We start from the raw sequence: 19,695 nt of genomic DNA on the forward strand, positions 1-19,695 counted from the left end.
CGTGAACTGGCGCACGCGCATCAATCCGTGAAGCGCGCCGTGCGGCTCGTTGCGGTGGCAGCAACCGTTCTCGTAGAAGCGTAAGGGGAGATCGCGGTACGACTTGATGCCCTGGCGGAAGATCAGGATATGCGCCGGACAATTCATCGGCTTGAGCGCCATCCACTCGGCGTCGTTCGAGACGATCGGGCCGTCATCCTCGGTGTTGGGCACTTCGTCAGGGATGACGAACATGTTCTCGCGATACTTGCCCCAGTGGCCGGATTGCTCCCACTGGCGCGCGTCCATCACCTGCGGTGTCTTGACTTCGCGGTAGCCCGCGGCGTCGATCGCGCGGCGCATATACGCCTCCAGCTCGCGCCAGATCATATAGCCCTTGGGGTGCCAGAACACCGATCCGTGCGCTTCGGCCTGGAGATGGAACAAGTCCATCTCCTGCCCCAGCTTGCGGTGGTCGCGCTTGCCGGCTTACTCGAGCCGGAACAGATGCTCGTCGAGCTGCTTCTTGTTGAGCCAGCCCGTCCCGTAGATCCGGCTGAGCATCGCGTTGTTCTGGTCGCCGCGCCAATAGGCACCCGACACGCGCGTCAGCTTGAACGCGTTGGGGTCGAGCTTGCCCGTCGAGGCGAGGTGCGGCCCGCGGCACATGTCGAGCCACGCGTCCGGCCCGTTACCGGCCTTGTAGACCGTCAGTTCCTCGCCCTCGGGGAGTTCGGCGGCCCATTCGGCCTTGAACGTCTCGCCCTGCTGGCGCCAGCGGTCGATCAGGTCGGCGCGGCTCCACACTTCGCGGATCAGCGGCTGGTCCTTGGCGATGATGCGACGCATCTCGGCCTCAATCGCAGGCAGATCGTCCTCGGTGAAGGCGCGGTCCTTGGGCGCGAAGTCGTAATAGAAGCCATCGTCCGTCGACGGGCCGAACGTGATCTGCGTGCCCGGAAACAGATGCTGCACGGCTTCGGCCAGCACATGCGCGTAATCATGCCGCGCCAATTCAAGCGCGTCCTTTTCGTCCCGGCTCGTCACCAGCGCCAGGGTCGCATTCCCTTCGAGCGGCCGCATAATGTCGCGCAATTCGCCGTCGACTCGCGCCGCGATCGCCGCCTTGGCGAGGCCGGGACCGATCGCCGCGGCGATGTCCGCCGGCGTGGTGCCGCGCGCGACTTCGCGCACGGAGCCGTCGGGGAGCGTGATCGAGAGCATTTCCATGGTCGTTCCTGTCAGTTGCGCGGCCTATGCACGGCCAGGCGTCCAAAAAAAAGACTGGAACGGGAGAGCGGACGCCGGCCTCACCCGTTCCCGGGTGAGGTCGTCGGCGCGGCTAGATGCGCGCGCCGAACACCCCCCGGAAAACCCGGGTGATGGTGGTAGTCGTGACGGCGAAGGCGCGGTTCATGCGAGGCTATATAGTCGGATCGGGTTAACGATGCCAGTCGTCACTCGCCATCCGGCTTATTTGCCGCTGCGTGCTGCAATTGCCATTCGATTGAGCTCCACAAATGCCGGGTGTGCGCCGCCACCGTGTCGCGCAACGCCGCGGCATTTTCAGTCGAGGCGTCGAGCTGATCGACCGCCGCGACGTTCTCTTCCTTGAGGCGCGCCACCTGCGCTAGCGGATCGGGATCGTTGTTGAGCAGCGACAACCACGCGCCTTCTACCGCCAGGCGCAAGGCGACTATCTGGGCCTGCAGATCGGCGACTTCGTCCATGTCATCTTCCTTGATTGGGGTTGGCGCCCCGTCGCGGTCAGGCCGCGTGCTGTCAAGGTCAGGCGGCTTGCGCGCCGACCGCGCCGACGCGTCGCGCGATCAGCGCGGCGTGCTGCGCGTCACTGAGGTCGGGTGACATCAGCGCGCGCACCTCCGCAATGTGCTTCTGGAGCCGGCCGTTGAACCACGCCATCTTCGATGCGGTCGCGTCCCAGTCGAGCGGGGTTTCGTCGGTCAGGAAATCCTTGACGTTGAAGCGCAGATCCTCGGTCAGCGCGATGCACTCGACCTTCACTTCATTGACGCGTGAGCGCAGCGATGGATCGCTTTGCCCCATCAGCGGCGCGAACACCTCGCGGTGGACGAACAATTGGTACGACGCGATCAGCAATACCGAATCACCGATACGGCGCTTGAGCCGGCGGTCGGTCCCGGGCTCGCGCGCCGCGACCAGTGCCTCGCCCTCGACGATCATCGCCTCGATCCGGTCGTGATAATCTTCGAGCGTCTGCGCCATCCGGCCCTCCGTCGTACCCACCGCTAGCGCCAATTGGTTAGCAATCGGTTGGCCATGGTATGCCGCCGCTGCCGGATAGCGACCCAAAATGGGTATTAGCCCTTGGGGATGATCTGCCCGAACGGCACGACATGGTTGTTCGCGACGTGCCCGATCAGCGCGCGGCCTTCGTAGGGCACCTTCATCAGCTTCGACCAATCCCACGCGATCTGGTCGGGCGAATGGCCGAAATCGGCCTGGCCGTCGGTCGCTGGCAAGCTGATCGTCCCGAACCGCAGCGAGGCGATGCGCGACAATTGAGTCGCATTGGCGACGTGGAACATCATCCGGTCGACGCGGTAGAGATGCTCGTCGACTTCCTCGATCAGCAAATCGTGGTCGGCGAGGTCGGGCAGCCATGGCGTGCCGATCAGCGCGTCGAGGATCGACAGATTGAATGCCGCCGCCGGCCGCCCGCTGCCGACGATGCCGGGCTCGAGCGCCGACTTGTCGCCCCGCGTCAGCCACGCCAGCGTCCGCGCCGTGCATTCGCGCCCGCCGACCTTGCGGTTGATGTCGACCGGCATCGGCCCGTGGATCGGCTTGCCGATCTTCTTCGCGTACAGCGCGCCGAGCATGAAACCCATGTCCGAATAGCCGACATAGGCCTTGTGCTTCGCGGCCTCCTCCAAGTGCGGGAAGATCAGCGGAAACAGCCGGTTCGACCCATAACCGCCGCGCGCGAACCAGATCGCGTGATAGTTCGGGTCGTTGGCGTATTTGAGGAAGGTGTCGGCGCGGTACTGGTCGGGGCCCGCCCAGGTATGCCCGCCGCCGGACGCCCAGCTTTGCGGATCGATCACCAATTCGACGCCATATTCGGCGGCGAGCGCGGGCACCGCGTCGAGCGCGTGTTCGTCGACCCGGTTGGCCGGCGCCATCACCGCGATTTTCATGTGCTCCGCCGCCCCATGCTTGCCGTCACTACCGAAAGCGGAGATAGCCCGCCGCGATGGACAACGGCAACTCCTCTGACCACCCGCATTTCTTCGTCGGCATTGGCGGGTCGGGGATGATGCCGCTGGCGATGATCCTGGCGGCGCGCGGGGCGACGGTGGCGGGATCCGACCGCAGCCTCGACCAGGCGCGGCTGCCGGCCAAGTTCGAGTATCTGCGTGACCTCGGCGTCGAACTCTTTCCGCAGGACGGCAGCGGAATCGTCTCGCCCCACCAGATCGTCATCGCCTCCGCTGCGATCGAGGATAATGTGCCCGACATGGTCGCCGCCGCGCGATTGGGTTGCGAACGCCGCACCCGCGCGGAAATGCTCGCCGATTTGTTCAACGCCAGCACGATGCCGGTCGGCGTCGCGGGGACCAGCGGCAAGTCGACCGTCACCGGCATGATCGGCTGGATCCTGCGCGCGACCGATCGCGACCCGACAGTGATGAACGGCGCGGTGATGAAGAACTTCGCCACCCCAAACGCGCCGTTCGCCAGCGCCTTGGTCGGCGGCGGCGACGCGTTCGTCAGCGAGGTCGATGAGAGCGACGGGTCGATCGCCTTGTTCGCCCCGCGCGTCGCGGTGCTCAACAACGTCAGCCTCGACCACAAGACGCTGGAGGAGCTCAACCAGCTGTTCGGCGACTTCATCGCCAAGGCCGAATTGGCGGTGATCAACATGGACAATCCCGACGGCGCCGCGCTCGCGGGCACCTTGCCCAAGCGGCAGGTGGTTGGATTCGGGATCGATTGCGCCGCGGCGTTCACCGCGCGCGGGATCGTCGAAGAGCCGTACGGGGTCAGTTTCACGCTCGAAGTTGCGGATCACGACCCGCTGCCGGTCACGCTTCAGGTGCCGGGGCGGCACAATGTGTCCAATGCGCTCGCGGCGATCGCCGCGGCGCATTGCGCGGGCGTGGCGCTCGACGAAACGGTGCTGGCGATCGCCGGGTTCACCGGGCTGCGCCGCCGCTTCGAGCTGGTGGGGGAGACGCAAGGCGTCGCGGTGCTCGACGATTTCGGGCACAACCCCGACAAGATCGCCGCGACGTTGAACACGCTCAACGCCTTTCCCGGGCGCTTGCTCGTACTGTTCCAGCCGCATGGGTACGGCCCGCTCAAAGTGATGCGCCGCGAGCTGGTCGATGCCTTCGCGAACGGGCTCAAGCCCGGCGACGTGCTGATCCTGCCCGACCCGGCTTTTTTCGGGGGCACCGTCACCCGCGAAGTGACCAGCGCCGACATCGTCGCCGACCTGGTGGCGAAGGGCTGTGACGCCCGCCACATCGCCGACCGCGCCGAGGCGGCGGCGAACATCGCGAACATCGCCCAGAGCGGCGACCGCGCGATCGTGATGGGCGCGCGCGACGACACGCTGAGTCAGGTCGCAGGGGATATATTGGCGCAAATCGCCGCGCGCTGACGCGCGAGAAGCTTTATCCAGATCAAGGCGGCGCGCGAAAATCCGTGACACCTTCACGCCGTCTACATTCGGTAGATGGGGTCGGGGGGCAGCAATCCAATTTCATCCCGGCCCCGTTCCCGGATCGGGGCGCGAATGTTCCCAATGTTCGCAGCGCCCATGGAGGGAACGCACGCACGGGTGAGAGCGCGCGCGAGCAACAGCGATGATGCGATCGACGAAGCCATGCCCGCGACGGTGTCAGGCGAAATCCTACATTGCCAGCGGATTTGCTGTTCGGCCGATACGCCGGCGCGCGACGAAAGCGCGCGCCGGCGCGGTTCTTAAACGGGCTTGGCGCCCGGCGTGCCGCATTTGGCGAACTTGCCCTTGAACTTGCAGTGCACGACCTTCTTGGCGGGCGCCGGGCATTTCATGAACTTGCCCTTGGCATCCTTGCACGGCGCGGCGAGCGCGGGGCTGGCGGAGAGCGAAACGACGGCGAGGGCGATGAGGAAGCTACGCATGATCGACTCCTGATGCCGGATTGGCGCGCGGAACGTGGACCGACCTAAAAACTTTCACAAGCCTGTAAAGACCCCTTGACTGACAAGCTCACTTGACTGTAAAGCTTCCTTCACTGATTCGAAAGGAGCCTTTACATGTCATTCATCGGCCAAAACCGCGCGATCCGGCGGTACAATATGCGTGTTATCATCCTAAGCCTGGCCTATGCCGCGTTCCTGCTCGGCGCGGTCTACGGGTTCAAGCATCACCTGGTCGCCGGGCCGGTCGCGTGGGTGGTCGCGATCCTCCCCGCGCTGCCGATCGTCGGCATCTTCGCCGCGATCGGCCTGTATCTCGTCGAAGAGACCGACGAATATATCCGCGCGATGACGGTGCGGCAGACGCTGTGGGCGAGCGGCTTCGCGCTCAGCATCGCGACGGTCTGGGGGTTCCTCGAAAGTTTCGAGCTGGTCGCGCACGTCGAATCCTATTGGGTCTCGATCCTGTGGTTCGGCGGGCTTGGACTCGGGACGTGCGCCAACCGCCTGTCGACCGTGGGACGCCGGTCGTGACCAACCGCCTCCGCGTCCTCCGCGCCGAGCGCAACTGGAGCCAGGGCGACCTCGCCGCCGCGCTCGACGTGTCGCGCCAGAGCGTCAACGCGATCGAGACCGGCCGCTACGACCCCTCGCTCCCCCTCGCCTTCAAAATCGCCGAGCTGTTCGCGCTCAGCATCGAAGACGTCTTCACCAGCCCATCGAAGGAAGCCTGAACCCATGACACCGCAAAACAAAGCCCGCCTGATCGCCGCAATCGCGCTGCCGCTGCTCGCGCTCAACGTTAGCCAAGCGCGCGCCGCGACGAATCCTGCGGCATGCACCAGCCCCGCGCTGCCAGAGCGCATGGCGCATATCTCGATCGCCGAATTGGGCGCACGCGGTTTGCCGACCGTGATCCTTATTCCCGGCCTGTCGTCGCCCCGCGACGTATGGGCCGGGATCGCCCCGACTCTGGCCAAGACGCACCATGTCGTGCTGGTCCAGGTCAACGGCTTCGGCGGCGACGATCCCGGCGCGAACCTGAAGCCCGGGCTGCTCGACGGCGTGGTCGCCGATCTCGACGCCTATATCGCCAGGAACAAGCTGAGCGGTGCGGCGGTGATCGGGCATTCGATGGGCGGGCTGGTCGGCATGATGCTGGCCAAGGCGCATCCGGGCGACATCGGCAAGTTGATGATCGTCGATTCGCTGCCGTGGATCGGCGTGATGTTCGGCCCGACCCTGACCGTTGCGATGGTCGAGCCGCAAGGCGCCAAGATGCGCGACACCATGGCGGCGGGTTATGGCAAACCCGATCCGGCGGGCGCTCAGGCGATCGCGGCGCGGCTCGCGCTCAAGCCCGCCAGCCAGACTTTGGTCAACGGCTGGGTGCAGAAATCGGACGCCCGCGTCTCGGCCGAGGCCTTTTACGAGGACCTGACCACCGACCTGCGCGGCGACATGGCCGGAATCGCGACGCCGATCACGATGCTGTACCCGACCTCCGCCGCGATGCCCAAGGCGACGGCGGAACCGATCTACCGGGACGCGTACGCCAAGGCGCCGCACGTCACCCTGATCGACATCGACGACAGCGCGCATTTCATCATGCTTGACCAGCCCGAAGCGTTCGCGAAGGCGGTCGCGGCGTTTTTGGGGTGACCGGCGGGGGTGAAATATTCTCACCCCCAATCCCGTCATGCTGAGCTTGGTTCAGCATCCAACGTGCAACAATGACCGGCATCGCCTGCTGAGCGTCGGACCCTGAAACAAGTTAAGGGTGACGGGCGGGTGGGTGATCCCTTACAGCCACCTCCATGCCCGACACCCCTCCCCGCCCGGCGCTCGCCCATCACCTCACCGTCGGCAAAGGCCCGCCGGTGATCTTCCTCCCCGGCTACGCCTCCGACATGGAGGGCGCGAAGGCGCTCGCGCTCGAAGCCTGGGCCAAAGCGGCCGGGCGCACCTTCCTGCGCTTCGACTATGCCGGATGCGGCGCGAGCGAGGGCGACTTCGAGGAGCAGACGCTGACCGGCTGGCGTGACGATGCGCTCGAAATGCTCGACCTGTTCTCCGAGCCCGCAATCGTCGTCGGGTCGTCGATGGGCGGGTGGATCGCGCTGATGCTTGCGCGCGACCATCCGGAGCAGGTCGCCGGGCTGGTCGGTCTCGCGACCGCGGCCGATTTCACCGATTGGGGCTTCTCGATGGACGAGAAGATGGCGCTGCTCCAGGACGGGCGGATCGAGCGCGCCTCGCCCTATTCGGACCGGCCGACCGTCTTCACCAGCCGCTTCTGGCAATCGGGCGAGGCATCGCGGATGACCGCCGCGTCGATCCCGATTTCGTGCCCGGTGCGGCTGATCCACGGGCTCGGCGACCGCGACGTCCCGGTCGATCGCACGATGCACTTGCTCCACATGATCCGGTCAGGCGATGTTCAGGCGACCCTGGTCAAGCACGGCGACCACCGCCTGTCGCGCGACGAGGACATCGCGCTGCTGATCCGGACGATCGAAGGATTGGGGTCCGTATCCAGTTAGAACGAGGATCGTGATTGCCCGTGGAAGGCCGCCGACAAGGAACGCCGCGCAGACGCGTAGCCGGGGCTACGCGCAAGCAAGTGACGCCGCTCGGCGGTCTTCCACGGGCAACCGCTTTGCGGCGGGCCGATTTTGGCGCCGGGCGGCGTCGCTTCGTCGGTCACGATGCGCGGAGGCATCGCTCCCTCCTCACTTCTTGCCCGACACCAAAATCGACTCCGTCACGACCTCGTTCTAACTGGATACGGACCCCTAGATGATTTTTATCGCGCTCGCGTTGCAAGCCGCCGCCACCGCCACGACCCCGCTCGACGCGCGCTACAAGGCGTGCCTCGACCTCGCCACCAGCAACCCGCAGGCCGCCGAGAGCGAGGCCGAGCGGTTCCGCTCGGCGGGCGGCGGGGCACGGGCGCGGCAATGCCTGGGGCTGGCCTATACGCAGGAGGAACGCTGGCGCGAGGCGGCGGGCGCGTTCGAAGCCGCGGCGCGCGAGGCGGATGCGGCCAAGGACGCGCTCGGCGCGCGGTACTGGGCGCAGGCCGGCAATGCGTGGCTGGCGGCGAACGAGCCGGTCAAGGCGTACGCGGCGCTCAATACCGCGCTGGCCGGGCCGGCGCTGACCGGGCAGGATAAAGGCGAGGCGTTGCTCGACCGGGCGCGTTCGCTGGTCGCGGCCGGAGCGGCGGTCGCCGCACGCGCCGACCTCGACGCAGCGCTGGAGAATGCGCCCAAGGATCCGCTGGCGTGGCTGTTGTCGGCGACGCTGGCGCGGCGGATGAAGGATCTGCCGCGCGCGCAGGGCGACATTGCGGAAGCGCTCCGGCTGGCGAGCGACGACCCGTCGGTGCAGCTGGAGGCAGGCAACATCGCCGCGTTGGCGGGCGATGCCGACGCGGCGAAGGCGGCGTGGCAGATGGCGGTGAAGCTCGCCCCGGCGAGTCCCGCGGGACAGAATGCGCGCGCCGCGTTGGGGCAGTTCGATACGCCGTTGCCGCTCCCCGCACCTACGCCAGCACCGCCTGCCAAATGACGTTGCGTGCTCCGGCGAAGGCCGGAGCGTAGGCGATCGAAGCGCTACGCAGCCAACGCTCCGGCCTTCGCCGGAGCACGGCGGGGGTGGTGTGCTGGACGGGGCAGTCCTATCTCTGGGCGCAACCAAGGGAGAGACCGCGCATGAACTATCTCCACACGATGATCCGCGTCACCGACCCGGACGCGACGGTCGCATTCTTCGAGCTGCTGGGCTTGCAGGAAGTCCGCCGCATGGAGAGCGAGAACGGCCGCTTCACGCTGATCTTCCTCGCCGCGCCCGAGGACATGAACGGCCCCGGCGAGCGCGCCAAGGCGGAGGTCGAACTCACCTATAATTGGCCCCCCGAAGACGGCGCCGGCGAGGTCTACACTGGCGGGCGCAATTTCGGGCACCTCGCGTACCGCGTCGAGAATATCTACGAGACCTGCCAGCGGCTGATGGACGCCGGGGTGACGATCAACCGCCCGCCGCGCGACGGCCACATGGCATTCGTCCGCACCCCCGACGGCATCTCGATCGAACTGCTCCAGGACGGCGTGCTCGAGCCCGCCGAGCCGTGGCTGTCGATGCCCAATACGGGCGAATGGTGATGGACGCGCCCGACCCGCTGATCCTCGATCTGCTGGCGTCGCTGAAGGCCGGGCCGAAGCCGTATCGCGAGGTGATGGACGCGTGGCGGACGAGCTGCCCGCGCTTGCCGGTGTGGGAGGACGCGGTCGACCTCGGGCTGGTGCGCCGCGACCGTGACCTGGTCGCGCTGACCGAAGCGGGCGCTGCACGGCTCAGCGCGCACGCGCGATGACCGGCTGGCCCGAACGGCGGTTCCTCGACCTGACCGGCGCCGAAGTGCCGATCGTCCAGGCGCCGATGGCGGGCGCGAGCGGGGTCGCGCTCGCGGTGGCGGCGATCAACGGCGGCGCCGTGGGGTCATTGCCGTGCGCGATGCTGACGCCGATCCAGGTGATCGTGCAGGCCGCCGAGGTCCGCGCCGAGGCCGACGGGCCGCTCAACATCAATTTCTTCTGCCGCCGGCTCGATCGTGCGCCCGATGACAGTGAGTGGCGCGCGTTGCTCCAGCCATTCTATGAGGCGGAAGGCGTCTCCACCGCCCCGCCCCCACCGCTCCGCCGCCCGTTCGACGCGGCGATGGCGGAGGCGGTCGAGGCGGTGCGGCCGGAGATCGTCAGCTTTCATTTCGGGCTGCCCGATAGCGACCTCCTCGCCCGAGTCCGCGCGGCGGGTGCTTTGGTGTTCGGCAATGCGACGACACCCGAGGAAATGTGCTGGCTCGCCGATGCCGGGGTCGATGCTATCGTGCTGCAGGGTGCGGAAGCCGGCGGGCATGCTGGCTGGTTCCTCGATCGCCACCGCTCGACGCCACTCGCCGAGTTGCTGCGCGTCGACGTGCCGGTCCCCAAAATTGCTGCAGGCGGGATCGTCGATGCTGCAGACATTGTTGCAGCATTTTCCGCCGGGGCGAGTGCCGCGCAGATCGGCACCGCCTATCTCGCCTCGCCCGAAAGCCAGGCAAGCGCGCCGCACCGCGCGTTGATCGGTACCGCGACCGGGACGGTCTTCACCAACCTGTTTTCGGGCGGCGTCGCGCGGGGCTTCCGCAACCGGCTGATCGACGCGATCGGCCCGATCAATCCGCTCGCCCCGCCCTTCCCGCACGCCACCGCCGCGCTCGCCCCTTTGCGCGCGCATGCCGAGGCGGAGGGGCGCGGCGATTACTCGCCGCTCTGGGCCGGTACCGGCGCGAGCCGCGTCCGCCCCGAACCCGCCGAGGCGCTGACTCGCCGCCTCGCCGCCGAAACCCTTGCCCTTTTGGAGACCGCCTGATGGCCCTCGACATCGTCCGCATCCCCGCGTTCAGCGACAATTACATCTGGCTGGTCCACGACCCCGACAGCGGCGCGACGATGGTGGTCGATCCGGGCGAAGCGACCGCCGTCCTCGCCGAAGCCGAGCGGCGCGGTTGGACGATATCGGCGATCTGGAACACGCATTGGCACCCCGACCACACCGGCGGCAACCAGGCGATCAAGGATGCGACCGGCGCCCCCGTGATCGCGCCGGCGGCCGAAGCCGCGAAGATCCCGACCGCCGACCGGCTGGTCGCGGAGGGCGATACGGTGACGCTCGGCAAGCACGTCGCGACTGTCTTGGAAACCCCAGCACACACTGCCGGGCACATCACCTATCACTTCGCCGACGAGGCCGCGCTGTTCCCCGGCGACACGCTATTCGCGATGGGATGCGGGCGCTTGTTCGAGGGCACCGCCGCGCAGATGCACGCCAACCTCCAGCGGCTCGCCAAGCTGCCGCCCGAAACGCAAGTCTATTGCGCGCACGAATATACGCTGTCGAACGCGCGCTACGCGCATGTCGCCGAGCCCGACAATGACGACATCGCCCGCCGGCTGGTCGCGGTCGAACTGATGCGGGACAAGGGCGAGCCGACCGTCCCGACGACGATCGGCGAGGAGCGCGCGACCAATCCGTTCATGCGCGCTGCCTCGGCCGAACAATTCGCCCAGCGACGCGCGGCAAAGGATGCTTTTTGAGCAGTCATGCGTTATAGCGTGACCAAGGGGGATAAAGCGATGGAGTCGCCAATGCGTATCCTTGTTCCCGCACTTTCGATCGCGGCGCTGGCGCTGACCGGCTGCGCGATGTCGCCCGCCGAGACCGCGCGCGCTGAGTCCGATGCGGCGGCGTCGCGCGCCGCGCTCGGCCAGCAGCTCGCCGGGCTGCACGCCACGAGCACGAGCGATTGCATGACCAACTACGGCAGTTCGTCGCTCAAGGCCTATGGCTCGACGTTGGTCTACAGCGTCAGCAAGTCGCTGGTGTACGTGAACGACACGACCGGGGGCTGCGAGAATGTCGAGCGCGGCGATATCCTGGTGACCAGGTCGATCAGCGGCCAGCTATGCCGTGGCGATATCGGCCAGACGGTGACGCCGGGCTCGCGCGTCCCGTCGGGCAGCTGCGCGCTCGGATCGTTCACCACCTATCGCAAATAAGGTGCGGATCGCGCCGATTGCGCTTGCCCTGGCGGGGCTTGCCGGTGCCGCGGCGCCGGCGGCGGAACGCGACCCGTTGGCTGGGCGAGCCGCCGGGAAGCCGGTCGATTGCGTCGATCAGGCGCGGCTCGGCGGGCCGGAGATCATCGACAGCCGCACGTTGCTCTACCGCGACGGACGAACGATCTGGCGCAACGATTTGCCCGCGGCGTGCCCGGGGTTGCGCCCGATGGCGACGCTGATCGTCGAACTCTACGGCAGCCAATTGTGCCGCAACGACCATGTCCGCGCACAGGAGGTGGGATCGGTGATCCCGGGGCCGGTATGCCGGTTGGGCAGCTTCACGCCGTACGATTTGGCCGCGAAATAGACGACATTTAGCTCGTCGCCTTTGCGAGCGAAGCGAAGCAATCCACTGTCCAAAGCGTCGCGATGGATTGCTTCGTCGCTGCGCTCCTCGCAAAAGCGGTAGTGAGTTCGTAAGCCCTACAGCACGAACCTGCTCAAATCGGTGTTGCGCGCGATGCTGGCGAGCTGGCTGTCGACATAAGCGGCGTCGATCGTCAGTGAGGTGCCCGCGCGATCCTCCGCGTCGAAGCTGACGTCTTCGAGCAACTTTTCCATTACCGTCTGCAGCCGCCGCGCGCCGATATTCTCGATCGCGCCGTTCACTTCCGCCGCGATCTTCGCGACCGCGCGGATGCCGTCGTCGGTGAAGTCGATCGTCACGCCTTCGGTGGCGATCAGCGCCTTATATTGCTCGGGCAGCGAGGCCGTGGTGTCCGACAGGATCGCGACGAAGTCGTCTTCGGTCAGGCCCTTCAATTCGACGCGGATCGGCAGCCGCCCTTGCAACTCGGGCAACAGGTCCGATGGCTTGGCGACGTGGAACGCGCCGCTGGCGATGAACAGGATATGGTCGGTCTTCATCGGCCCGTATTTGGTCGCGACCGTTGTGCCCTCGATCAGCGGGAGCAGATCGCGTTGGACGCCCTCGCGGCTGACCGATCCGCCGCGCACGTCCGACACCGCGATCTTGTCGATCTCGTCGAGGAAGACGATCCCATTGGCCTCGGCATCGGCGAGCGCGACGCGGCTGACCTCGTCCTGGTCGAGGCGCTTGTCGGCCTCCTCCTCGACCAACTTGTCCCACGCCATCGGCACGGTGAGCTTGCGGCGCTTGAGCTGCGAGCCGCCGAACCCCTTCATCATCTCGCCCAGATTGATCATCTGCGCGCCGCCGCCGGGGATATCGAACGGCATCTGCGGCGCGGCTTCGAGTTCGATCTCGACCTCGGTATTGTCGAGCACGCCGTCGCGGAAGCGCTGCTTGAACGCCTCGCGCGTCGCGGTCGACGAATCCTTGCCCGTCAGCGCGTCGAGCAACCGCGCCATCGCTGCTTCCTCGGCCTTGTCCTTCACCGCGACGCGGCGGCGCTCCTTCTCGAGCCGGATCGCTTCCTCGACCAGGTCGCGCGCGATCTGTTCGACGTCGCGGCCGACATAGCCGACCTCGGTGAACTTGGTCGCCTCTACCTTGACGAACGGCGCGTCGGCCAGCTTGGCGAGACGCCGGCTGATCTCGGTCTTGCCGCACCCGGTCGGGCCGATCATCAGGATGTTCTTGGGCGTCACCTCGTCGCGCAGATCGGCACCGAGCTGCTGCCGCCGCCAGCGGTTGCGCATCGCGACGGCGACCGCCTTCTTGGCGTCGGTCTGGCCGATGATATGCGCGTCGAGCGCGCGGACGATGGCTTTGGGGGTAAGGGCGTCGTTCATTTTTCTTCTTTTCTTGCCCTCTCCCGCTTTCGCGGGAGAGGCTACGGAGACTTGGCAGCTTGCTGCCTAGTCGAAGTCGGTGAGGGTCTTTCTTCGGCCAGTCGAGAAGAAAGAAGACCCTCACCCAACCCTCTCCCGCGAAGGCGGGAGAGGGCTAGAAAGAGGTCAGGTAGCGCTGTCCAAACTCTCCACCGTGAGCCGGTCGTTGGTGTAGACGCACAGCTCCGCTGCGATCGCCATCGCCTTGCGGCAGATCGTCTCGGCATCCGGTTCGTAATCGGTCAGCGCCCGCGCCGCGGCGAGCGCGTAATTGCCGCCCGATCCGATCGCGGCGATCCCCGCCTCGGGTTCGAGCACGTCGCCATTGCCGGTCAGGATCAGCGTCACGTCCTTGTCGGCGACGATCATCATCGCCTCAAGGTTGCGGAGGTACTTGTCGGTGCGCCAGTCCTTGGCGAGTTCGACCGCGGCGCGCATCAACTGGCCATTGGCGCGCTCCAATTTGGCCTCGAGCCGCTCGAACAGCGTGAATGCATCGGCGGTCGCGCCGGCGAACCCGCCGATCACGCTGCCGTCGCCCAATTGCCGCACCTTCTTCGCGTTGGGCTTCATCACCGTCTGCCCGGCCGAAACCTGGCCGTCGCCGATGACAATGACCTTGCCGTTCTTGCGCACCGACAGGATCGTGGTGCCGTGCCATGTAATGCTGTCGCTCATGCGCGTGCATGTAGGCATCGGTTTCGGTGACGCAACATCGTGGCTCGCGCGGCACATTGATCGATGATAAGCTCGGTTTCGCGTTTCGTGTGGTCGCCGCGACCGGGGATGATGTCGCGTCGATCCAATAATTTGCCGCCGGATGGCGGCACAATCGGCGCTTGCCGGACCATAAAGGGTCGCGCGGCGCATAACGAAGGGGCGGACGATGGCGAGTGAATTTCCCAAGGACACGATCGGGCAACCCCCGGCGGGCGGCGGCATGATCGGGCGGATCAAGCGGTTGCTGATGTCGCCGAAGACCGAATGGGCGGCGATCGACGCCGAGCCAATGACGACGCAGGGCATCCTGACCGCCTGGGTCGCGCCACTGGCGGCGATCGGGCCGATCGCGCACCTGATTCAGGGCCAGGTGTTTCCGATGAGCATCTTCGGGGTGACCTGGCGCCCGCCGCTGGTCGGCTCGGTCGTCACCGCGATCATCACCTGGGCGCTGATCATCGCCATGACGTATGTCTGGGCGCTCATCATCGACGCGCTCGCGCCGAGCTTTGGCGGGACCAAGAACTCGATCTCGGCGCTGAAGGTCGCGGCTTTCTCGGCGACCGCCGGCTGGATCGGTGCGGTGCTCGGCATCCTGCCGATGCTCGGCATCATCGGCGCGCTGCTCGGCCTCTATAATATCTACCTCTTCTGGATCGGCGGGCCGATGTTGATGAAGGTGCCGCAGGACAAGGCGGTGGGCTATGTCATCGTCAGCATCGTCGTCGGCATCATCGCCAATATCCTGGCCGGGATCGTCGCGCTTGCGATTGCTGGCGCGATGTTCGCGATGACCCCTGGCGCCGGTGTGCTCGGCACCCCCGGCGGTGGGTCAATCACCGTCGGCGGCACGACGATCGACGCCGGCAAGCTCGACGCGGCGGCGGCCAGCATCAAGGAATCGACCGACAAGATGCAGGCGTCGCTCACCGCCAATGGCGGCGCGGGCGCGAAGGCGGTCGATCCCACCGCGCTGCAGAACCTGATTCCTGCCTCGCTGTCGGGCTGGAACCGCACCAGCATCGAAAGCTCGGGCGGCGGCGCGATGGGCGTCAACATCAGCGATGCGACCGCCCAGTTCGCGGCGGGCGACCAGAGCTTTCACCTCAAGATCAGCGACACCGGCGCGATGGGCTCGCTGGCCGGGCTGGTGAACGTCACGTCGAGCAAGCAGACCGCGACCGGCTATGAAAAGACCGCGCTGCAGGACGGCAACATGGTGACCGAGAAGTGGGATAACGAGAGCAAGCAGGGCACGTACAGCGTGCTGGTCGGCAAGCGTTTCCTGGTCGAGGCCGAAGGATCGGCGCCGAGCATCGACGTGCTGAAGGGCGCGGTCGGATCGGTCAATCTAGGGTCGTTGGCGTCGCTGGCGAGCTGAGCCTCGTCTAGCCCCTCCCCTTAAGGGGCCTATATACGTGCTTGACCCAACCTGATTAGTGGGGTAGGGTTTGTGCATGGAAAAGAAACCCGCCCTGCAATCGTTCGAAACGCTGTTCCAGCTTATGGCCGCGTTCCCCGATGAGCAAACCGCGATTGACCATTTCACGGCAATCCGTTGGGCGGACGGTGCGTATTGCCCGCTGTGCGGATCGACCAAGGTTTATCATTTCAGCGACAAGCGCACTCACAAGTGCGGCGATTGCCGCAAGCGTTTCAGCATCAAGGTCGGCACGATCTTTGAGGATACCAAGATCGAAATGCGCAAGTGGATCATGGCGATTTGGCTGATCACATCGCATAAGAAAGGCATCGCCAGCACGACGCTCGCTAAGGACCTTGGCGTCACGCAAAAGTCAGCTTGGTTCATGCTGCATCGCCTTCGCCACGCTGCCCGCACACAGTCGTTCAACAAGCCGCTCGACGGCGAAGTTGAGATTGATGAAACCTATGTCGGCGGCAAGGCGAGCAACCGCCACAAGGGCGACCCGAAGAACGGCCCCGGCACGTCGGGCAAGGTCGCTGTAATCGGCGCCCTAGAGCGCGGCGGCAAGGTCGTCGCAACTGTGATCGGCGACACCAGCACCGCCACGCTCGACGGCTTCGCCCACGCGGTCGTTGCGCCCGGTGCCAAGGTTTCAACCGATGAGCATAGCGGCTACCGCCACCTTGGTCGCACGTTCGATCATGGCGTAGTGCGCCACAGCGCGGGCGAATATGTCCGCGACGGCCACCACAGCAACGGCATCGAAGGCTACTGGTCGCTCTTAAAGCGCCAGATTGTCGGCATTCACCATTTCGTGTCGCCTAAGCATCTCAATCGCTACGTTTCGGAAAACGCATGGCGCTTCAATCTCCGCGACATTGGCGAGGGCGAGCGCGTCAATGAACTGCTCGCCAGCACTGGCGGTCGCCTCACTTACAAGGCGCTGATCGCATGAAAGAGAAACCCCAACCGCCCCTTGGACTGGATATGCCATTTGATGAGGCGCTCGCGCGCTTCATCGGCACCGCTCCCTCCGAACTCCCCGACAGCCTGCAAAAAGAGAGGCGACCGAAGCCGCCTCCAAAGGATGCTGATGAAAAGGACCCGGAGGCCCCGGCCTAAGCGCTTACGCTAGCGGCGACGACAGTGGGGCCGTACACGCTCGACACGACGGTGCCGGATACGCAGGTAACCCGAGACATAAACCATAGCGGTTTATCCTTGAGATTAGGCGCCAGACGTGCGATTCCTTGGCTACCACAGCGGTTGAAATCGCGGCGCCTGGCGCCCTGGTTGAGACTTCGGAGGCCGGCCGAAAGGTCGGCCTTTTCCGTTTCTGCGGGGTATCGTTCCCGGCGAAATCGTTCCCCTATCACATTGCCAGTGCGCTCCTTCGACGCCGGGTCATTGCCCGGTGGCCATTCTCTAGGCGCGCTGCCAAGCCTTCGCAAGGGTTAATTGAACGGACGCTGAAATTGGTTGAACTGTCGGGCAGAAGTCGCTATTGGCGTCTGCAACACAGGAGGCAACCCATGACTTCGAAGCCCGTATTGACGCGGTTCCCGTTTATCAATCTCACCAAGTCCCTAGAGCGAGCGAGGGCGATTTATGAGAACGACAAGGGCGGGAAAGGCCTCAAGATGCCGGTGGCGTTCAGCGCGTGGGGCTACTCCGATAAGTCCAGCGGCGGGTTCCAGACAGTCGCGGCGCTGAAGTCTTATGGCTTGCTAGAGGATGAGGGCGCGAATGATGATCGGTCGGTCAAGCTGACCACCGATGCCCGGCAGTATTTTCAAACCGAGATTGAGGAGGATCAAGAGCGGTTACGAGCGAAGTTCGCTGGTCGCCCTCCTCTTATGGCGCATCTACTCGACCATTGGGAGCGCGGCACCGTGGCGGACCCGGTCGCTCGCACTCATCTCAAGACCGGCATTGGGCTGAACGAACAATCTGCCCGTAGCGCGCTAGGCATCTACAAGGATAATCTTTCCTTTGTGATCGACAAGGGTTCCGCTAAGGCAACGGAAGTCGAACCGAACCGTGATGAGGTTCGCAAGGACGGCGGAGGCGATAGCGGCTCCGTTATCTCACCGAAGCCGCCCCGCGACGTTAAGGTGGGCGACCGGGTTCAGTGGGTTAGTCAGGATACGGAGCAGTTCGATCTGCCCCGCGTCGTGACGGAGGTCTTTTGCGATCCAGTGCGCGGTTGGTTCGTCTCGGTTAGAGGCGAAAAAGGATCGTTGCCCATGGAACAGATTGAGGTCGTAGAGCGCGGCGCGTCTCAGCAGCGCGCCGATCCAGCAACGCCAGCGGACACCTCCGCTAAGCAGCCCATTGAGGTTTTCCTCACGGCTGGCGGTAGGCTTCAGATCACAGCCGATGTTGATCGGCTTGGTGTCGATACGCTGATCGATATGCTGGAAAAATATAAGCCGATCCTAGAACTGGTCGGCAGCAAGCCAAACTAACCCGAAGCCCGGCCTAACCAGCCGGGCTTTTTCGTGGTGCTCCTGTGCCAGCAGGTGGTAAGATAGCCCCATGCGAAGCGCACTCGAATGCTTGGCGAAGGCCATTGAGATGGACGCCAAGGCGGCTGTGACCGTCCCGGTTGAGCAACGCGCCGATTATGCAGCTATGGCCCTCCACTGGCGTGGCATTGCGCGGATGGCGCGCGAACAGGATGCGGGACGTCACGGCATGGCCGATACGCAGCCGTAACATATGTTAGCGACGGCCCGGCCCATTGTGGCAAGGATCGGGCAATGCCGACTCGGGAACAGCGAGAGTATTACGCCCGTCGCGCTGTTGAAGTGCGCAAGCTGGCGACGAAAGCCATCGACCCCGATATTCGCGACACGCTCGAAAGCATGGCGAAGTCGTATGACACGCTAGTCGAGGAGGCCGACCGGATCGGCGTCATGCAGGGCCGATTGAACCGGGCTTAGTCGTGTGGGTCACACACGTATGTAAGTCCCTCCCCTTAAGGGGAGGGGCTTTAGACAACCCACGTTCCCAAATGTTCGCGGTACGTCGGGCATTTCCTACTTGTCGGTCCCCGCCGCCTTCCCCCATTGCCGCGCCACGGTATAGCCGAGATAGCCGGTGCCGAAGAGCGCGTAGAGCGGCTCCGGGATGCCGTTGAGATACGCGTTCATCCCGCCCGCGATATCCTTCGCCATCTGCGGCTGCGCGGCGGCGATCAGCCCCATCGGGATCGCCCAGAGCAATAGCGCATACATCACGTAGAGGAAGCTCGGCCGCGCGCGGCTGGTCCACGGATCGGCCGACTGCGCCTCCGCCATGATCGCCGAAATCTGCGTGCGGGTCGCCTCCATCTCCTGACTGCCCTGAAGTTCGAGCAGCTTGAGCTTGGCTTCGTCGCGCGCCTTGGGGTCGGGGATGAGCTTGTCGAGGATGCCCGCGATCGGGCCGACGATCGCGTCGAGGATGGCCATGGTCGTTCTCCTTGGTTGGTAAAACGACTCGGGATAACCCATCTGGTTATCTGTAGGAAAATGGAAAGTTGGCGGGCGGCGCCTTTTTTCACGCCGTCATGCTGAACTTGTTTCAGCATCCATCGTGCCAGCCGCGCTGTCGGTATTTGCGGCGCGATGGACCCTGAAACAAGTTCAGGGTGACCGCTGCCGTGGGGTCAACCCGTCGCGATTCCCACCAGCAGCTTCACGTTCAGCGCCACGATCACCGCCGCGACCGCCCATGCCGCGACGCGCAACGCGAGCGGGCTGGCGAAATCGCCCATCAGCTTGCGGTCGCTGGTGAATGCGACCAGCGGGATCACCGCGAACGGCAATTGCAGGCTCAACACGACCTGGCTCAGCACCAGCAGCTTGGTCGTCGCGCCCTCCCCCGCGATCGCGATCACTGCGGCGGCGGGGATGATCGCGAGTGCCCGTGTGACCATTCGCCGCGCCCAGACCGGCAAGCGCAAGTCGAGGAACCCCTCCATCACGA

The 19,695-nt window shown here is 65.3% G+C and carries 25 protein-coding genes and 1 pseudogene; 17 read left to right on the forward strand and 9 right to left on the reverse strand.

Translation table 11 applies throughout. The features are described 5' to 3' along the window. The 4 genes and pseudogenes from JWM94_RS07335 to JWM94_RS07350 all read right to left on the reverse strand — a co-directional run. A pseudogene (locus JWM94_RS07335) lies at positions 1–1,203 on the reverse strand (aminoacyl--tRNA ligase-related protein); the annotation flags it as partial. Between the two features lie 233 nt (positions 1,204–1,436). After that, on the reverse strand, positions 1,437–1,709 hold the full coding sequence (locus JWM94_RS07340) for a hypothetical protein (protein WP_299424354.1): 273 nt from the start codon (positions 1,707–1,709) through the stop codon (positions 1,437–1,439). 58 nt (positions 1,710–1,767) lie between these two features. After that, positions 1,768–2,226: a hypothetical protein gene (locus JWM94_RS07345; protein ID WP_299424356.1), complete on the reverse strand. Its 459-nt coding sequence runs from the start codon at positions 2,224–2,226 to the stop codon at positions 1,768–1,770. A 95-nt stretch (positions 2,227–2,321) separates the two neighbouring features. Then, positions 2,322–3,161: an LD-carboxypeptidase gene (locus tag JWM94_RS07350; RefSeq protein ID WP_299424359.1), complete on the reverse strand. Its 840-nt coding sequence runs from the start codon at positions 3,159–3,161 to the stop codon at positions 2,322–2,324. A gap of 56 nt (positions 3,162–3,217) precedes the next feature. Here JWM94_RS07350 and JWM94_RS07355 point away from each other — a divergent pair, with 56 nt between their 5' ends. After that, positions 3,218–4,630 (forward strand): Mur ligase family protein, encoded by a 1,413-nt coding sequence (locus JWM94_RS07355; protein WP_299424362.1) that lies wholly within the window; start codon positions 3,218–3,220, stop codon positions 4,628–4,630. A gap of 323 nt (positions 4,631–4,953) precedes the next feature. Here JWM94_RS07355 and JWM94_RS07360 read toward each other — a convergent pair whose 3' ends face one another. Beyond that, the gene (locus JWM94_RS07360; RefSeq protein ID WP_299424364.1) at positions 4,954–5,136 is read right to left on the reverse strand and encodes a hypothetical protein; all 183 of its coding nucleotides are present in this window, start codon (positions 5,134–5,136) and stop codon (positions 4,954–4,956) included. Positions 5,137–5,271: 135 nt separating this feature from the next. Here JWM94_RS07360 and JWM94_RS07365 point away from each other — a divergent pair, with 135 nt between their 5' ends. The 11 genes from JWM94_RS07365 (at position 5,272) to JWM94_RS07415 (ending at position 12,129) form a co-directional block, all read left to right on the forward strand. Then, entirely contained in the window at positions 5,272–5,688 is a 417-nt protein-coding gene (locus tag JWM94_RS07365) for a hypothetical protein (protein ID WP_299424367.1), read from the forward strand. Then, positions 5,685–5,888, forward strand: coding sequence for a helix-turn-helix transcriptional regulator (locus JWM94_RS07370; RefSeq protein ID WP_299424369.1), 204 nt, complete (start codon positions 5,685–5,687; stop codon positions 5,886–5,888). The genes JWM94_RS07365 and JWM94_RS07370 overlap by 4 nt, the downstream gene beginning before the upstream one ends. Positions 5,889–5,892: 4 nt before the next feature. Continuing rightward, entirely contained in the window at positions 5,893–6,816 is a 924-nt protein-coding gene (locus tag JWM94_RS07375) for an alpha/beta hydrolase (protein WP_299424372.1), read from the forward strand. A 155-nt stretch (positions 6,817–6,971) separates the two neighbouring features. Continuing rightward, on the forward strand, positions 6,972–7,697 hold the full coding sequence (locus tag JWM94_RS07380) for an alpha/beta hydrolase (protein WP_299424373.1): 726 nt from the start codon (positions 6,972–6,974) through the stop codon (positions 7,695–7,697). Positions 7,698–7,953: 256 nt separating this feature from the next. Then, positions 7,954–8,727, forward strand: coding sequence for a hypothetical protein (locus tag JWM94_RS07385; RefSeq protein ID WP_299424374.1), 774 nt, complete (start codon positions 7,954–7,956; stop codon positions 8,725–8,727). A 143-nt stretch (positions 8,728–8,870) separates the two neighbouring features. Continuing rightward, positions 8,871–9,320, forward strand: a complete 450-nt coding sequence (locus tag JWM94_RS07390) for a VOC family protein (protein WP_299424375.1) — start codon at positions 8,871–8,873, stop codon at positions 9,318–9,320. Continuing rightward, entirely contained in the window at positions 9,320–9,532 is a 213-nt protein-coding gene (locus JWM94_RS07395) for a hypothetical protein (protein ID WP_299424376.1), read from the forward strand. Before JWM94_RS07390 ends, JWM94_RS07395 begins: the two co-directional genes overlap by 1 nt. Beyond that, entirely contained in the window at positions 9,529–10,572 is a 1,044-nt protein-coding gene (locus JWM94_RS07400; protein WP_299424379.1) for a nitronate monooxygenase family protein, read from the forward strand. The genes JWM94_RS07395 and JWM94_RS07400 overlap by 4 nt, the downstream gene beginning before the upstream one ends. Then, a complete protein-coding gene (gloB, locus tag JWM94_RS07405) occupies positions 10,572–11,297 on the forward strand; it encodes a hydroxyacylglutathione hydrolase (protein WP_299424382.1) in 726 nt (241 codons plus the stop codon). The genes JWM94_RS07400 and gloB overlap by 1 nt, the downstream gene beginning before the upstream one ends. 51 nt (positions 11,298–11,348) lie before the next feature. Next, positions 11,349–11,759 (forward strand): hypothetical protein, encoded by a 411-nt coding sequence (locus JWM94_RS07410; RefSeq protein ID WP_299424384.1) that lies wholly within the window; start codon positions 11,349–11,351, stop codon positions 11,757–11,759. 1 nt (position 11,760) lies between these two features. Continuing rightward, positions 11,761–12,129 carry a hypothetical protein gene (locus tag JWM94_RS07415; RefSeq protein WP_299424386.1) on the forward strand — a complete coding sequence of 123 codons (369 nt, stop codon included), beginning with the start codon at positions 11,761–11,763 and terminating at the stop codon, positions 12,127–12,129. Positions 12,130–12,245: 116 nt separating this feature from the next. On the opposite strand, the gene hslU is transcribed toward JWM94_RS07415, so the two are convergent. Together hslU and hslV are read right to left on the reverse strand one after the other, a co-directional pair. Next, on the reverse strand, positions 12,246–13,538 hold the full coding sequence (gene hslU, locus JWM94_RS07420; protein WP_299424389.1) for an ATP-dependent protease ATPase subunit HslU: 1,293 nt from the start codon (positions 13,536–13,538) through the stop codon (positions 12,246–12,248). Between the two features lie 165 nt (positions 13,539–13,703). Next, on the reverse strand, positions 13,704–14,255 hold the full coding sequence (gene hslV / locus JWM94_RS07425) for an ATP-dependent protease subunit HslV (protein WP_299424392.1): 552 nt from the start codon (positions 14,253–14,255) through the stop codon (positions 13,704–13,706). A gap of 208 nt (positions 14,256–14,463) precedes the next feature. Here hslV and JWM94_RS07430 point away from each other — a divergent pair, with 208 nt between their 5' ends. The 5 genes from JWM94_RS07430 (at position 14,464) to JWM94_RS07450 (ending at position 18,668) form a co-directional block, all read left to right on the forward strand. Beyond that, positions 14,464–15,678, forward strand: coding sequence for a Yip1 family protein (locus tag JWM94_RS07430; RefSeq protein ID WP_299424395.1), 1,215 nt, complete (start codon positions 14,464–14,466; stop codon positions 15,676–15,678). Between the two features lie 76 nt (positions 15,679–15,754). Beyond that, positions 15,755–16,678 (forward strand): IS1595 family transposase, encoded by a 924-nt coding sequence (locus JWM94_RS07435; RefSeq protein WP_299424397.1) that lies wholly within the window; start codon positions 15,755–15,757, stop codon positions 16,676–16,678. Then, a complete protein-coding gene (locus JWM94_RS07440) occupies positions 16,675–16,845 on the forward strand; it encodes a hypothetical protein (protein WP_299424400.1) in 171 nt (56 codons plus the stop codon). Before JWM94_RS07435 ends, JWM94_RS07440 begins: the two co-directional genes overlap by 4 nt. 410 nt (positions 16,846–17,255) lie before the next feature. After that, a complete protein-coding gene (locus tag JWM94_RS07445) occupies positions 17,256–18,191 on the forward strand; it encodes a hypothetical protein (RefSeq protein ID WP_299424402.1) in 936 nt (311 codons plus the stop codon). Positions 18,192–18,485: 294 nt separating this feature from the next. Further along, complete coding sequence (locus JWM94_RS07450) at positions 18,486–18,668, forward strand: hypothetical protein (protein WP_299424405.1); 183 nt, start codon at positions 18,486–18,488, stop codon at positions 18,666–18,668. A 96-nt stretch (positions 18,669–18,764) separates the two neighbouring features. Here JWM94_RS07450 and JWM94_RS07455 read toward each other — a convergent pair whose 3' ends face one another. Next, complete coding sequence (locus JWM94_RS07455; protein WP_299424408.1) at positions 18,765–19,178, reverse strand: holin family protein; 414 nt, start codon at positions 19,176–19,178, stop codon at positions 18,765–18,767. A gap of 197 nt (positions 19,179–19,375) precedes the next feature. Then, positions 19,376–19,695, reverse strand: a 320-nt coding sequence (locus JWM94_RS07460) for a divalent metal cation transporter (RefSeq protein WP_299424411.1), incomplete at its 5' end; no start/stop codon positions are given.

The sequence above is a fragment of the Sphingomonas bacterium genome, assembly GCF_028289855.1.
GTDB lineage: Bacteria > Pseudomonadota > Alphaproteobacteria > Sphingomonadales > Sphingomonadaceae > Sphingomonas.

Bases quoted from the DNA above. Each gene is read 5' to 3' on its own strand.
- JWM94_RS07395 (WP_299424376.1), top strand. From the start codon at position 9,320: ATGGACGCGCCCGACCCGCTGATCCTCGATCTGCTGGCGTCGCTGAAG.
- JWM94_RS07440 (WP_299424400.1), top strand. From the start codon at position 16,675: ATGAAAGAGAAACCCCAACCGCCCCTTGGACTGGATATGCCATTTGAT.
- JWM94_RS07430 (WP_299424395.1), top strand. From the start codon at position 14,464: ATGGCGAGTGAATTTCCCAAGGACACGATCGGGCAACCCCCGGCGGGC.
- hslV (WP_299424392.1), bottom strand. From the start codon at position 14,255: ATGAGCGACAGCATTACATGGCACGGCACCACGATCCTGTCGGTGCGC.
- JWM94_RS07400 (WP_299424379.1), top strand. From the start codon at position 9,529: ATGACCGGCTGGCCCGAACGGCGGTTCCTCGACCTGACCGGCGCCGAA.
- JWM94_RS07375 (WP_299424372.1), top strand. From the start codon at position 5,893: ATGACACCGCAAAACAAAGCCCGCCTGATCGCCGCAATCGCGCTGCCG.
- JWM94_RS07345 (WP_299424356.1), bottom strand. From the start codon at position 2,226: ATGGCGCAGACGCTCGAAGATTATCACGACCGGATCGAGGCGATGATC.
- JWM94_RS07360 (WP_299424364.1), bottom strand. From the start codon at position 5,136: ATGCGTAGCTTCCTCATCGCCCTCGCCGTCGTTTCGCTCTCCGCCAGC.
- JWM94_RS07410 (WP_299424384.1), top strand. From the start codon at position 11,349: ATGCGTATCCTTGTTCCCGCACTTTCGATCGCGGCGCTGGCGCTGACC.
- JWM94_RS07365 (WP_299424367.1), top strand. From the start codon at position 5,272: ATGTCATTCATCGGCCAAAACCGCGCGATCCGGCGGTACAATATGCGT.
- JWM94_RS07385 (WP_299424374.1), top strand. From the start codon at position 7,954: ATGATTTTTATCGCGCTCGCGTTGCAAGCCGCCGCCACCGCCACGACC.
- JWM94_RS07355 (WP_299424362.1), top strand. From the start codon at position 3,218: ATGGACAACGGCAACTCCTCTGACCACCCGCATTTCTTCGTCGGCATT.
- JWM94_RS07390 (WP_299424375.1), top strand. From the start codon at position 8,871: ATGAACTATCTCCACACGATGATCCGCGTCACCGACCCGGACGCGACG.
- JWM94_RS07435 (WP_299424397.1), top strand. From the start codon at position 15,755: ATGGAAAAGAAACCCGCCCTGCAATCGTTCGAAACGCTGTTCCAGCTT.
- JWM94_RS07445 (WP_299424402.1), top strand. From the start codon at position 17,256: ATGACTTCGAAGCCCGTATTGACGCGGTTCCCGTTTATCAATCTCACC.
- JWM94_RS07380 (WP_299424373.1), top strand. From the start codon at position 6,972: ATGCCCGACACCCCTCCCCGCCCGGCGCTCGCCCATCACCTCACCGTC.
- JWM94_RS07350 (WP_299424359.1), bottom strand. From the start codon at position 3,161: ATGAAAATCGCGGTGATGGCGCCGGCCAACCGGGTCGACGAACACGCG.
- JWM94_RS07340 (WP_299424354.1), bottom strand. From the start codon at position 1,709: ATGGACGAAGTCGCCGATCTGCAGGCCCAGATAGTCGCCTTGCGCCTG.
- JWM94_RS07450 (WP_299424405.1), top strand. From the start codon at position 18,486: ATGCCGACTCGGGAACAGCGAGAGTATTACGCCCGTCGCGCTGTTGAA.
- JWM94_RS07455 (WP_299424408.1), bottom strand. From the start codon at position 19,178: ATGGCCATCCTCGACGCGATCGTCGGCCCGATCGCGGGCATCCTCGAC.
- hslU (WP_299424389.1), bottom strand. From the start codon at position 13,538: ATGAACGACGCCCTTACCCCCAAAGCCATCGTCCGCGCGCTCGACGCG.
- gloB (WP_299424382.1), top strand. From the start codon at position 10,572: ATGGCCCTCGACATCGTCCGCATCCCCGCGTTCAGCGACAATTACATC.